The sequence below is a fragment of the Vibrio hepatarius genome, assembly GCF_001274785.1.
In the GTDB taxonomy this organism is placed as follows: domain Bacteria; phylum Pseudomonadota; class Gammaproteobacteria; order Enterobacterales; family Vibrionaceae; genus Vibrio; species Vibrio hepatarius.
Genome location: NZ_LHPI01000006.1, coordinates 1 through 11,773, shown reverse-complemented (window position 1 = coordinate 11,773; position 11,773 = coordinate 1). Strand labels below are relative to the sequence as shown.

Annotated in this window: 11 protein-coding genes and 2 pseudogenes; 8 read left to right on the top strand and 5 right to left on the bottom strand. The window is 46.4% G+C overall.

Annotated elements, in window-relative coordinates:
* Positions 1-16: 16 nt before the first annotated feature.
* The 4 genes from folP (at position 17) to rimI (ending at position 3,162) form a co-directional block, all read left to right on the top strand.
* Complete coding sequence (gene folP, locus AKJ31_RS08410) at positions 17-847, top strand: dihydropteroate synthase (RefSeq protein ID WP_053408660.1); 831 nt, start codon at positions 17-19, stop codon at positions 845-847.
* Positions 848-875: 28 nt separating this feature from the next.
* The gene (gene glmM / locus AKJ31_RS08405; RefSeq protein WP_053408659.1) at positions 876-2,216 is read left to right on the top strand and encodes a phosphoglucosamine mutase; all 1,341 of its coding nucleotides are present in this window, start codon (positions 876-878) and stop codon (positions 2,214-2,216) included.
* A gap of 102 nt (positions 2,217-2,318) precedes the next feature.
* On the top strand, positions 2,319-2,717 hold the full coding sequence (locus AKJ31_RS08400) for a DNA polymerase III subunit psi (protein WP_053408658.1): 399 nt from the start codon (positions 2,319-2,321) through the stop codon (positions 2,715-2,717).
* A gap of 1 nt (position 2,718) precedes the next feature.
* The gene (rimI, locus tag AKJ31_RS08395) at positions 2,719-3,162 is read left to right on the top strand and encodes a ribosomal protein S18-alanine N-acetyltransferase (RefSeq protein ID WP_053408657.1); all 444 of its coding nucleotides are present in this window, start codon (positions 2,719-2,721) and stop codon (positions 3,160-3,162) included.
* A gap of 5 nt (positions 3,163-3,167) precedes the next feature.
* Here rimI and AKJ31_RS08390 read toward each other — a convergent pair whose 3' ends face one another.
* Entirely contained in the window at positions 3,168-5,216 is a 2,049-nt protein-coding gene (locus AKJ31_RS08390) for a putative bifunctional diguanylate cyclase/phosphodiesterase (protein ID WP_053408656.1), read from the bottom strand.
* Between the two features lie 221 nt (positions 5,217-5,437).
* On the opposite strand from AKJ31_RS08390, the pseudogene AKJ31_RS22555 reads away from it, so the two are divergent.
* Positions 5,438-5,515 (top strand): annotated as a pseudogene (locus tag AKJ31_RS22555) (peptide chain release factor 3); the annotation flags it as partial.
* 596 nt (positions 5,516-6,111) lie between these two features.
* Entirely contained in the window at positions 6,112-6,306 is a 195-nt protein-coding gene (locus AKJ31_RS08385) for a helix-turn-helix transcriptional regulator (protein ID WP_040523226.1), read from the top strand.
* Positions 6,307-6,322: 16 nt separating this feature from the next.
* On the opposite strand, the gene AKJ31_RS08380 is transcribed toward AKJ31_RS08385, so the two are convergent.
* From AKJ31_RS08380 to AKJ31_RS08370, 3 genes are read right to left on the bottom strand one after another with little or no spacing between them, the layout of a single operon-like run.
* Positions 6,323-7,564, bottom strand: a complete 1,242-nt coding sequence (locus AKJ31_RS08380) for a tyrosine-type recombinase/integrase (RefSeq protein WP_008845652.1) — start codon at positions 7,562-7,564, stop codon at positions 6,323-6,325.
* Between the two features lies 1 nt (position 7,565).
* Positions 7,566-7,835: a hypothetical protein gene (locus AKJ31_RS08375; RefSeq protein WP_040523228.1), complete on the bottom strand. Its 270-nt coding sequence runs from the start codon at positions 7,833-7,835 to the stop codon at positions 7,566-7,568.
* A gap of 2 nt (positions 7,836-7,837) precedes the next feature.
* Entirely contained in the window at positions 7,838-8,812 is a 975-nt protein-coding gene (locus AKJ31_RS08370) for a ParM/StbA family protein (RefSeq protein ID WP_008845654.1), read from the bottom strand.
* A gap of 464 nt (positions 8,813-9,276) precedes the next feature.
* On the opposite strand from AKJ31_RS08370, the gene mobI reads away from it, so the two are divergent.
* Positions 9,277-9,720: a conjugative transfer protein MobI(A/C) gene (mobI, locus tag AKJ31_RS08365; RefSeq protein WP_040523231.1), complete on the top strand. Its 444-nt coding sequence runs from the start codon at positions 9,277-9,279 to the stop codon at positions 9,718-9,720.
* A 10-nt stretch (positions 9,721-9,730) separates the two neighbouring features.
* Here the strand turns inward: mobI and umuC are convergent, their stop codons facing one another.
* Entirely contained in the window at positions 9,731-10,903 is a 1,173-nt protein-coding gene (umuC, locus tag AKJ31_RS08360) for a translesion error-prone DNA polymerase V subunit UmuC (protein WP_008845658.1), read from the bottom strand.
* Positions 10,904-11,177: 274 nt separating this feature from the next.
* Between umuC and AKJ31_RS08355 the strand changes: the two are divergent.
* Positions 11,178-11,773: pseudogene (locus AKJ31_RS08355) on the top strand (Tn3 family transposase); the annotation flags it as partial.

Here is an 11,773-nt window from a genome sequence, read left to right as displayed (position 1 = left end):
TTTTTGTATTTTTATTATGATCATTACAGCAAATAATAAGACTCTAAACCTATCACAACCACAGGTGATGGGGATTCTCAATGTTACCCCTGACTCCTTCTCTGACGGCGGTAAGTTTAATTCTCTTGATAACGCACTTGCCCAAGCTAAACGTATGATCGATGCCGGTGTGTCGATTATCGATATCGGTGGTGAGTCGACGCGCCCGGGCGCTCCAGACGTGAGTTTGGAAGATGAACTGGCACGTGTGATTCCGGTTATCAAAGCGATTCGTGCACAATACGACGTGTGGATTTCGATTGATACAAGCAAAGCCGAAGTGATGCGCCAAGCTGCTGCTGCAGGAGCGGACATCATCAATGACGTGCGTGCACTGCAAGAGCCGGGTGCGCTTGAAGTCGCAGCGGAAGTCGGTCTACCTATTTGCCTGATGCATATGCAAGGCCAACCACGCACAATGCAAAATGCGCCTCAATATAAAGACTTACTTAAAGAAGTTGAGGAATTTCTTCAAGAGCGCATCGAAGCGTGCCAAGCTGTCGGCATTCAACGCGAGCAACTGATTCTAGACCCAGGCTTTGGGTTTGGTAAAACGTTAGAACACAATTATCATATGTTGGCGCATCTGGAACAGTTCCACCAATTTGGACTACCTTTGCTTGCGGGTATGTCGCGTAAATCGATGATTTTCAAGTTACTTGATAAAGCGCCTGCAGAGTGCGCGGCAGCGAGTGTAAGCTGCGCGACGATTGCGGCGTTGAAAGGGGCGCAGATCATCCGCGTTCATGACTTCGAACAAACTCTAGATGCGATGAAAGTTGTCTCAATGGTGAAAGCAAATCATTGAGTGCTAGACAATAATAAAAGGAATAACCATGTCTAATACAAGACGTTACTTTGGTACAGATGGCGTACGCGGTAAAGTGGGTCAGTACCCAATTACCCCTGATTTCGTACTTAAGCTTGGCTGGGCTGCAGGTCGTGTGCTGGCAAAACAGGGCACGAAAAAAGTGATTATCGGTAAAGATACACGTATCTCTGGCTACATGTTGGAATCGGCGCTGGAAGCAGGCTTAGCTGCAGCGGGACTGAAAGCGACGTTTACTGGTCCAATGCCAACGCCGGCTGTTGCTTACTTAACGCAAACCTTCCGCGCGGAAGCAGGTATTGTTATCTCTGCATCTCACAACCCATACTACGACAACGGTATTAAATTCTTCTCTTCAGAAGGAACTAAACTGCCGGATGAAGTTGAACTCGCGATTGAAGCAGAGCTAGACAAAGAGATCGAATGTGTTGAATCGGCGCTACTGGGTAAAGCTTCTCGCCTTACTGATGCTGCGGGTCGTTATATCGAATTCTGTAAGAGCACGTTCCCGTCTCAACTGAGCTTAGCTGAGCTGAAAATCGTAGTCGATTGTGCTCACGGCGCGACTTATCACATTGCACCAGCGGTATTCTCTGAGCTGGGTGCTGATGTGATTACTATGGGCGTTGAGCCAAACGGTACTAACATCAACCACGAAGTGGGCGCGACCGATGTACGCGCGCTACGAAAACGCGTGCTCGAAGAAAAAGCAGACTTAGGTCTTGCATTTGACGGCGACGGTGACCGAATCATCATGGTTGACCACCTTGGCAACAAAGTCGACGGTGACCAGATTGCTTACATCATCGCTCGTGACGCTCTACGTCGTGGTGAACTAAAAGGTGGTGTCGTTGGTACTTTGATGACTAACCTTGGGATGGAAAACGGCCTGAAACAACTAGGTATTCCATTTGTTCGCGCTGCGGTAGGTGACCGTTACGTAATGGAACAACTACTCGAGAAAGGTTGGAAAATTGGTGCTGAGAACTCAGGACACGTGATCCTACTGGACAAAGTGACCACCGGTGATGCTATCGTTGCAGCTCTGCAAGTCTTAGCGTCTGTTGTTGGCAGCAATATGTCACTGTTTGACCTGTCTCAAGGCATGACACTTTACCCGCAAGTCCTAGAAAACGTACGTTTCTCAGGTGATTCTAACCCATTAGAAGCGCAAGCGGTGAAAGCTTCAGTGGCAGAAGTTGAAGCGGAACTGGGTGAGAAAGGGCGTGTGTTACTGCGCAAGTCAGGTACTGAGCCACTGATCCGAGTGATGGTTGAAGGTGAAGATGCAGAACTGGTACAAACCTCTGCACTGAAAATCGCTGATGCGGTGAAAGCAAGCTTCTAAGCTCGAAGATAAGTCCGATGAATAAAATAAAGCGTCACAGATTCTGTGGCGCTTTTTAGTTTTATGTTAGGATTGCTGCGTTCAACACGGTGACGATTTTTTATGCCTCAATACGAGAATCAGTATTTACAAGAAATGGGTATCCAGTGCTACGAGCTGGCGCATCCTGAAAGGTTACAAGGCTACCAAGCGACGAAACTCACGTTGCCTGAATCTTGCCAACTGCTGCTTGTTTCTCCTCAATTGCCGACGCAAGAGACGGCGCTGTTGTTTGAGCGCGTGTTAAAAAGCATCAATATCCCACTTGAACAGGCTCGTCATATTTTTCCGCAACAGGTCAATTCACTTGCTGAGAACCAACTGGAATGGGTTTGGTTCGCGGGGTGTGAGGCTCAAGAAGGCGTAACAGCGAAAGTTCTGACCTCTCCTGCACTAAGTCAGATCGACGGTAATAACGCCCAGCGTCGTGCGCTGTGGCAACAAATTTGTTCCTATCAATAATATGTCTCAAATTCTACCTTTAGCCGAGCTTCACCTAGACCAAGTTGAAGCCATTGAGCCGCGTGCTCATAGTCATCCTTGGTCAAGCAGCATGATCCGAGACGTAAACTCTCGCGGTGCATGTCATCATGTCCTGGTCGATAACGAGCAAGTCGTCGGGTATTTCTACGCGCAGAACATCGTCGGTGAAGTAACTTTACTGAATATCGCGGTTGACCCCCAGCATCAGGGTAAAGGATACGGCAAGCGTTTGGTGAACGCGTTTATCGAAATGTGTGAAAACCTCAATGCAGAAAGTGCTTGGCTCGAGGTAAGGGAAAGTAACGTTACCGCATTTGGCTTGTATGAGGCGATTGGCTTTAATGAAGTAGACCGCCGCGTCAATTACTACCCGAGTGCTAACGGCAAAGAAGACGCCATCATCATGAGCTATATATTCTTCTAACTCGCCTAGCTATTGATACTCTGCTTTTGCGCGCTTTCAACCACATAGAGATTATGTTGGAAGCGTTGTTCCAACTCGGTTGCGGGTAGTGGCTTATCAAACAAATATCCCTGGAAATGATAACAACCGAGTTGCTTGAGTGTTTCAAGCTCATGGACGTCTTCCACACCTTCTGCAATCACGTCTAGATTGAGTCGTTTCGCTGTCATGATGATCGTATCGACGATCGCCTGGTCGCTTTCATCCAAGTGCAGTTGCGTGACAAACGAGCGGTCGATCTTCAACACATCAACCGAAAGGTGTTTGAGGTAGCGCAGTGACGAGTAGCCCGTACCAAAGTCATCAATGGATATTTTGACGTTCAACTCTTTCAGCTTCAGCATCTTTTCAATAATGCTTTCAGCGTTCTCGAGCAAGAGATTCTCGGTGATCTCAAGTTCAATGTTGTCACCAGTGATGCCAGCCTGAGCTAGTGCACCGCTGATGTGTTCAACAAAGCTATCCTGAGCGAACTGCAGCGGACTGATGTTGATTGCCAAGCGCTGGAAAGAATCTGGCAGGCAACCCGAGTTTTTCCAACTAGCGAACTGATAACACGCCTTTTCGATGATCCAATTGCCAATTGGCATGATCTGTCCGGTTTCTTCGGCGATGGGCATAAATAGATCGGGGTAGAGCAAGCCCTTCTCGGGGTGACGCCAACGGATGAGCGCTTCCGCTCCGACAATGTGATGTTGGTTGTCGACTTGCGGCTGATAGAAGAGCTCAAGTTGTTCGTTGTTGAGTGCTTCATGCAGCCCACGCTCAATTTCGAGGAATGACTCAACTTGCGCATGCATGCCCACCTCGTAAAACACGTATTTGTTTTTCCCTGCGACTTTCGCACGATAAAGCGCGGTATCCGCTTGGCGCAAAACGTCGATATTGGAAAGGTCATTATCGGCAAACAGTGCTACGCCGACGCTTATTGAACAATACAGTTGGTGACCATCGATGGTATAGGGATTTGAGATCAGGCTCATCAGTTGCTGCGCCAGTTCGCGCGCTTCTTCGGCAGAGGTATTTGGCAATAGGATTGCAAACTCGTCACCACCAATACGTGCGGCGGAGTATTCACGTCGTAGCCAACTCTTCAGGCGCCGAGAAATCGCCTTGAGTAAGTTGTCACCGATGGTATGACCTAGAGAGTCGTTGATGGTTTTAAATCGGTCGAGGTCGAGGTAAAAAAGTGCCCCCGTTTGGTGATGTGCTTTCGATGCTTCTATTTCATTCGCGAGCAGTTTCATCAACAGGCTGCGATTGGCCAATCCGGTTAATGAGTCGTAGTAGGCGAGTTGATTGAGTTTGTCTTCCGCCGCTTCACGTTCACGCCATAAGGTATGGATGGTTTCGGCAAGGTGGCCAATTTCATCATCACGATATTGAGCTGGTGGAGGCAGATGATTTTTATAATCCTGCAGCGATTTCACCCAGTTCATCAAGGTTACCAGTGGTTTAGATAGTTTCTGGTAGAAGAACAGCAGTAGGATAGAGGTCAGGATAATGTTCCGCAGCAAATCGAATAACAACACTTTGCTGGTCTTGGCGACAAACGCGTTGGCAATACTGTTGCCGTTGACCGAAAAACTCAGCGTTCCGACAACGATGTGCGAATTTGGCTGGTGCAATTCGGTGGTGTAGACCGGGTTTTCTGGGATTAGATAATCGGCCAATAACCGGGTGAATGCCCCTTGAGTGGCTGGATTTTTGACTTTGTGAGTCAGGGTATCGCCAAAGTCATCGATGATTTTTACGTTATAGATAGCGCTATCCATCATTAGGTTCGAAGCAACTTGCTCGGCTAATAATGAATTTAAGTGATACGCGGCTTGGCTGGCATTGGAGTAGTTCTGCAGCAGTTTAACTTGATAAAAGTCTTCTATCCGATCTTGTTCCTGATGAAGATCGACGATGATGTGATACAAGCTAAAGCAGACTCCGAGCATGACTGAAACCAAAAACACAGTTTTTGCTTGCCTAACAGCAAGAGAATGTATTCTTTTGTTTTTATGCATCGTCAAATTGAGTTCCCTCTACTACTTATACTTATAGCTCATATCCTGCGTTACTTTTACCTCTTGTCCTAAATGACGAGGCTAAAGTGTCATTTTTGCCGTTGAAGTTGCCCCCCACGTGAATATAAGAGAGAATACCGCGCAAAATTGAATCGAACACCCAGAAGAGTCAGGCTAACTGATTTTTACCTTCTGGTAACCAGACAGAAGAAGAACTTTTGATGTCAAATACCACTTTTCTTGGCGAAGTGTCTAAACGTAGAACTTTCGCGATCATTTCTCACCCTGATGCCGCCCAGCCTTTCAACGCTTAAAACCACCTTTCATTGCACACCACAATCACATCTCTACGTACTGAATTTAAAGGCTTTTTGTCTTTTTCTCGTTTCTTTGCTTTTCAATGATGTTCAAGCGTAACCTCGGAAAGTGTGTACAAACTTGAGTACAAATTCCGTTTTAGAGGCCTTTGGCGAAAATTCCATGACACAAATCTGGCTGTAGGCCTTGTGGTTACTGGGTTTGATGAAGAAAGTGCCTTCTGCTTTTGGTACTTTGGTTTCGACATTACAAAAGCGGAATAAATGCGATCATCTCTAGTTTTATGTTTGTAAGCTTATGAATTTAAAGGGTTCGTCATTGTGGTTTTTGATGTGTCATCGTTGCGAGTGTACAAACAGTGTGTACAAATTTTTCTCGTTAGGCATGTTGATTGCTATTCATGACACAAACCGCCTTGTAGCCCTTGTTATTCATAGGTTTGAGCTGAAAAGTACCTAATAGCAACATTTGTGTTTTGATAAGGCTGATCTTCTGAACAAATCATGCATCTTTCTGACCATCAACTAGTGATGAATCAGGCGATGATAGCTTTACATTGATTTTCAGGAGAATGCAGATGACAGCAGTAGCGCACCAGGCAACCCCTTTTCTAACATCTTACGAAGTGATGGCTCGTTACCACATTAGCTATACGACGCTCTGGCGAAGAATAAAAGATGGCAGCTTGCCGCAACCTCGCATCAACCGAAATACACGAAACAAGCTGTGGCACATTGAAGACTTGGAGGAGTATGAGAAGAAAGAGGACTGAGCCTCTTTCTTTTATTTTATTGTCCGAAACGCCAGTTGAATGAAAAGCCTGTCGGCTCGATGATGGTCTCTAGCTGTTGATACCAAACGTCGTAAGCATGACGCATTTCATCCAGGTACTGATATTGGTTGTAGATAGCATCCAACCCTTTTTTGCTGTGGCCAATCATCAACTCGGCAACTTCTTGCGTGGTGATGGCTGACATTCGCGTTCGCATCGTTCTGCGAAGATCATGCATAGACCAATGTTCCATCTCAACACTAAGCGATCTGCGAGCCCAGATTTTCACATTGTTAGGAATAGTGGTATCAAAGCCATTTGTGGCAAGCTCTTCTTGTCCGTTCGCGGGAAACAAGTAAGTTGATTTGCTCATCTGCATCGCTAGTTCAATCAGCTCAATAGCTGGCTTAATCAATGGCCGCATGATCGGCGCTCCAATTTTCTCACCTTGTTTGCGGATCTCTATGGGCACTGTCCACATTGCAGATTGCAAGTCAAAGTGATGCTTTTCAGCTTGAATGAGTTCGCCCTTGCGCCCTCCCAATAAGAGAAGCAGTTTTATGTAGATGCGATTCTTCTCAGTGATTTTTGACTCATGCAAATAGCGCCAAAGTATCCTGATCTCGTTGTCATTTAGCACCCGAGTTCGTTTGCCTTTCTTACCGCCGACCTTCTTTGCAGTGATCCCAGCGGCAGCGTTAATTTCCAAAATCTGTTCATCTATCAGCCAGTCATAAAACTTATGCAGCACAGACACTAGACGTTCTGTGTTTGACGGAGACGCTTCCGAAACCTCACGAAGACAGTTTCTTAAGGACAATTCATTGATGTCAGTTAATGGGTACTTACCAAGTCGGGGCAGCAAATATATTTCACTGCTGCGTTTTTGGTAGTGCCACGTTTTCTCCTTTAGCCCTTGCTTACCGGCAGAGTCTATCCAGTCTCGAAAAATCGATTCGAAGCTTTGATTGGCAGAATACTTGGCCCGTTCTTGCTGTAGGTAGAGCTTGGGGTTTCGGCCTTGATCAAGTACTGCCCTTAACCTATCTAGCTCATTCCTGGCTTCAGCAAGCTTCATAAGTGGGTAAGTACCTATGTCTACCCGTTGTTGCTTGCCATCGAAACGATAACGAAACTGAAAAACAATTTTGCCCTTGGGTGATACCCGAGCACTTAGCCCATCTCGGTCGGCTTTTACTACGGTTTCTTTTGCTTCTTTATTTAACCTGGCATCGAGCCAGCTAACTGATAACGCCATGTTATAAGCCCAGCCCTAGTTTTGATTTTAATGATTGTTTACGTGATTCTGCTTTGGGTTCTGGCGCTGTACTCATAGAAGTCACTTCACCATCTGGTGCATGGCCATCCACCGGTGCAGATGTCGTGGATAGATTGGGTTGGCTCATGTGAATTAACCCAAAGGTGGCCAGCATCCGCAGACGCTCAGCGCGTTCCCGTGGCGGCGTCTTTTCCAATTCTTTGAGTAGTTCAGGGTGGCTCCCTGGGGGAATGTTGACGACAACTCTCATAATCAGGCCCCATAAAACCAGAAGCCTCGGACGTTCGCCAAAACAGACTGTTCCGGCACGATGATCTTGCTTCGTGAAAAAATCTCCTTGGCCGCTTCCTTATAAGCCAAGGCTCCACCTCCGGCGATCAATACCAAGTCCGCATTGATGCTTTCGTCGCGCATAGATTGGCGCATGGCTGTAAGAGCAACAGGCGCTACCTTTTTCATTGCAGCATTCAGATAAGGTGAAATATCGACTTTTTCTCCAAATAGCAGCACCTGCAAGTCGCCGGTTCTCATGGCTTTTTCAAGTCGATCCATACCCACTTTGGCACCATGATCTTCCGAAATCAGCTTATCAATGGTTTCCAGTAGCACGGACATTGCCTGAAGACTGGTTCCTGATGAGCTGTAGCGAATTTCTCCGGCCTCAAGGGCAACCCAGTCAACAGAAAAAAAGCCTGGATCTATGACGACGACGCGACCTTCTTCAATCAAGCCCAAATCTCCACCTGTTTGAACCAGATCCATATAGGCACCGGCAGGCTGCGGCAGCACTTTGACGTCATGAACGGTGATGCTGCGCTTAGGCGTTACTTGATGAATACCTTTTAAACGCTTCACAAGGTCTGACTTACGTTGTGGTTCATGAAACTGGGAAACCGGTAATCCAGTGACAACCAAATCGATGGATTCTGTTTCAGCCATTAACAAGGCGGCATGAAAAAGCGCCTTATAGGTTTTTGTGGTGGGATATTCTGGGTGAAGCTCCCGTTCCCAACCTTGAAGGCGTCCAGCAGGCACACCAGCGGCCCAACGCTCATTCTCGACAGACACATACAAACAAGTTTCATCATCGCCTCCACCGATACGCTCCGGCATACGATCCGCAGGACCGGCCCCCGCAGGCAGAATAATAGTTTTCGGTTCACTGCCTGATTGGCCAATTGCCAGCTTCAGGTTCGAGTAACCGATATCTACGCCTAGTACAAACATACTTATCTCCTGTGCACTCAAAGTGCTCTAACGGTTTTCAACTAACCGCTCAGGTCACGCTTGGGCATTTCCAAGTGCTCTGGCGGTTCACTCAAATGTCATTATCAGGATTCGGTGCACTGGCGGTGGGCAGAAAGGTGACAAATCCTTTCATCTATCTGCCTATTGCATTTTCGCAAAAGTATGAGAATAGGCTCTGTTTGGCGGCGGATGACTAAGCCAAAAAAATCGAGACGCCAAACGTCGTTTGCCTTCTGGCCTGAACTCGCCAAACGGTTTGTATCTTCATGACGATACGTCTTTTCAGGCGTTTTTAAGTGAAATCGGGCTGCATCCCTTGTCAGGTATGGGATTGCGCGAGTTGATTTATATCGAGACGCCAAACAGCGATTGTTACGGCAGTTTTACGTTTGGCGTTTCGATCCAAAAGCCAAACGGATAGTGGTTTTGGCTTTTGGGGTTAATTGGATGGGGAAATTGGTTTGGTAGAAATCGTCAATGAACAATGGAAAGCAGAGATATCAGATTTACTTCAGCAAGAAACGGACAGGCTAAAAGCGCTGGCACGAGCTGAAGTTGATGACTTTTGGGTTACCCATTACAAGGTTCGTGAAAATGAGCCATTTAAAGATTGGGGGCTGCTTGGTGTCCGTATCAGAGACTTTAAGTATGGCTTTGGCATTGAGTGGTACATCAACAGCTTTCACGGTCAACGAGGCAAGCGCGTAGTCTTTAGTAAAGGACTGCGTATCTCAAAGACGAAGCTGAGATACTCATTTTTGGACTGCCAAGGTTTGGCCAAAGAATGGGAGTTAGCGCTGGCCATGGAGAAAGAGGAATTTTTCAGTGATATTCGACGCCAGGTTGATAAGCTCAACATGCTGCGTCGCAGAGTGAATGCCTACTGAATTCTCGGCGCTACTTCACTCGCGGCAACTGGTCCCAGCGTGTTGTATAAGCGGGAGATAAATGCTCTCGCTTCATCGACCAATCTTTCTTCGTACCTTGTCCAGCAAAGAAAACCTTTCCGGCACCACTTTGGTTAATGGTGTCCAATACAGACATTAACTGTTGGCTATTAGAGCGGATCGATACGTCATCGAATAGTCCTGGCTGAAACATGCCAGGATCGTAAAAGTCAGACAGCATGACGCCCGCTTTGGCATAACGAAAACCATCCTTCCATATCCGCTTGAGTAAATGACTGGCCAGCTCGATAAAATCCCTAGTATCGCAACTGGGGATCAGCAACTCACCCGATGCAGAGTTGCTGTATTGCGGCTCGTTGTCCTTAAAGGGGCTGGTACGTATGAACACGGTCATCACTTTGGCTTGCTGCTGTTCTTTGCGTAGCTTCTCAGTGGCGCGGGTTGCGTATTCACATACGGCCTCACGTAACAATTCAAAGTGCGTTACTTTTACGCCAAATGAACGGCTACAGACAATTTGTTTCTTAGTTGGTGGGATCTCTTCAAGTTCAATGCACGACTCACCATTGAGCTCTCTGACGGTTCTCTCTAAAACCACCGAGAACTGGTCTCTGATGGCTCTAGGTGAGGCATTGGCGAGGTCTAAGGCTGTGCTGATACCCAAGGCATTTAAACGCTTAGAAAGCCGTCTACCAACGCCCCAAACATCATCAACCGGGACTAATGCGAGCAATCGACGTTGCCGATCTGGATTGGTTAGATCTACAACCCCCTGAGTGGCGGGGTATTTCTTGGCGGCATGGTTAGCCAGCTTGGCGAGTGTTTTAGTCGGTGCAATGCCTACACAGACGGTGATCCCAATCCAGTGGCCTATGCGCTCTCGCACTTGTTGTCCGAACTCGACAAGGGATAGGACAGACTCAATACCGGTTAAATCTAAAAACGCTTCGTCAATGGAGTAAACCTCTACTCGTGGTGCCATCTCCTCCAAAGTGCGCATCACTCGACTGCTCAAATCCGCATACAGTTCATACAGTTGGCTAAGAATTCCCGCTAAAAATAGACGAGTAAGTGAGCAACCATTCTGCCGCATGGGTTGCTGGCGTCTAACACCAGAAAAATCACCCAGCCCAACCCGCTGTCTATTTTTTAAGGTGGGCATTCATCTACATGTCTAATTTTTTACCAATTTGATCGCTAAGATGTACTAATTTGATTACCGAGGGAGACTGACGGACTAATTACTTAGGGGCTTAATCGTACAATCTCCACTCGACACCACACAACTCACTTCTGGACATTTCTGAGTTGCATTTTAGCTAATTTAGAAAAACATGAATTAGATAAAGTATGGAAATTTCAAATCAATATGAGGCGGACATGAAGAAATTGAAAAAAGTAGCTTAACTGGGTTGGTCAATTTTGGTTGACCACGTCATGTTCCGGTGAGTACGCAAGTCATTGGCGCTAACGAATATGAAGGTCACTTTGCTTTTGACTTACTCTATAACAACTCTTCAGATATACAGCCTAATACCTTATCGACCGATACGCATGGTACCAATAATGTTAACTTCGCTATATTAGATTTCTTTGGTTACACATTCGCCCCTCGATACGCGAAAATGAAAAAGGTGTTTTTTGAGCTATTTGAAGTGACTGAAGAGAACGGAGGCCGTATTCAATTAAAGAAAGATATTAATCATAAGCTAATTGCTGAAGAATGGGACAATATTCAGCATATTGTTTGTTCATTGAGTCGTAAAACCACCACTCAAAGCACAATCATTAGAAAGTTGAGTAACGGCAAGAGCCGAAGATTGTCAGCATTGCATGAGTACGACCGTTTAATTAAATCTATTTATGTTTTGGAGTATGTTGATAATTCAACGTTGCGTCATTACGTCCAGCAAGCCTTGAACAGAGGTGAAGCATACCATCAGTTAAAACGTGCTATTACTTCAGTTAATGGCAATAAATTTCGTGGGGGGAATGATTACCAAGTATCACAATGGGGTTCTAGGGATTTTCC

What these genes read in the sequence shown, in the direction of transcription:
- AKJ31_RS08400 (WP_053408658.1), top strand. Translation starts at nt 2,319, where the DNA reads ATGCCTCAATACGAGAATCAGTATTTACAAGAAATGGGTATCCAGTGC.
- glmM (WP_053408659.1), top strand. Translation starts at nt 876, where the DNA reads ATGTCTAATACAAGACGTTACTTTGGTACAGATGGCGTACGCGGTAAA.
- folP (WP_053408660.1), top strand. Translation starts at nt 17, where the DNA reads ATGATCATTACAGCAAATAATAAGACTCTAAACCTATCACAACCACAG.
- rimI (WP_053408657.1), top strand. Translation starts at nt 2,719, where the DNA reads ATGTCTCAAATTCTACCTTTAGCCGAGCTTCACCTAGACCAAGTTGAA.
- AKJ31_RS08390 (WP_053408656.1), bottom strand. Translation starts at nt 5,216, where the DNA reads ATGCATAAAAACAAAAGAATACATTCTCTTGCTGTTAGGCAAGCAAAA.
- AKJ31_RS08385 (WP_040523226.1), top strand. Translation starts at nt 6,112, where the DNA reads ATGACAGCAGTAGCGCACCAGGCAACCCCTTTTCTAACATCTTACGAA.
- AKJ31_RS08380 (WP_008845652.1), bottom strand. Translation starts at nt 7,564, where the DNA reads ATGGCGTTATCAGTTAGCTGGCTCGATGCCAGGTTAAATAAAGAAGCA.
- AKJ31_RS08375 (WP_040523228.1), bottom strand. Translation starts at nt 7,835, where the DNA reads ATGAGAGTTGTCGTCAACATTCCCCCAGGGAGCCACCCTGAACTACTC.
- AKJ31_RS08370 (WP_008845654.1), bottom strand. Translation starts at nt 8,812, where the DNA reads ATGTTTGTACTAGGCGTAGATATCGGTTACTCGAACCTGAAGCTGGCA.
- umuC (WP_008845658.1), bottom strand. Translation starts at nt 10,903, where the DNA reads ATGCCCACCTTAAAAAATAGACAGCGGGTTGGGCTGGGTGATTTTTCT.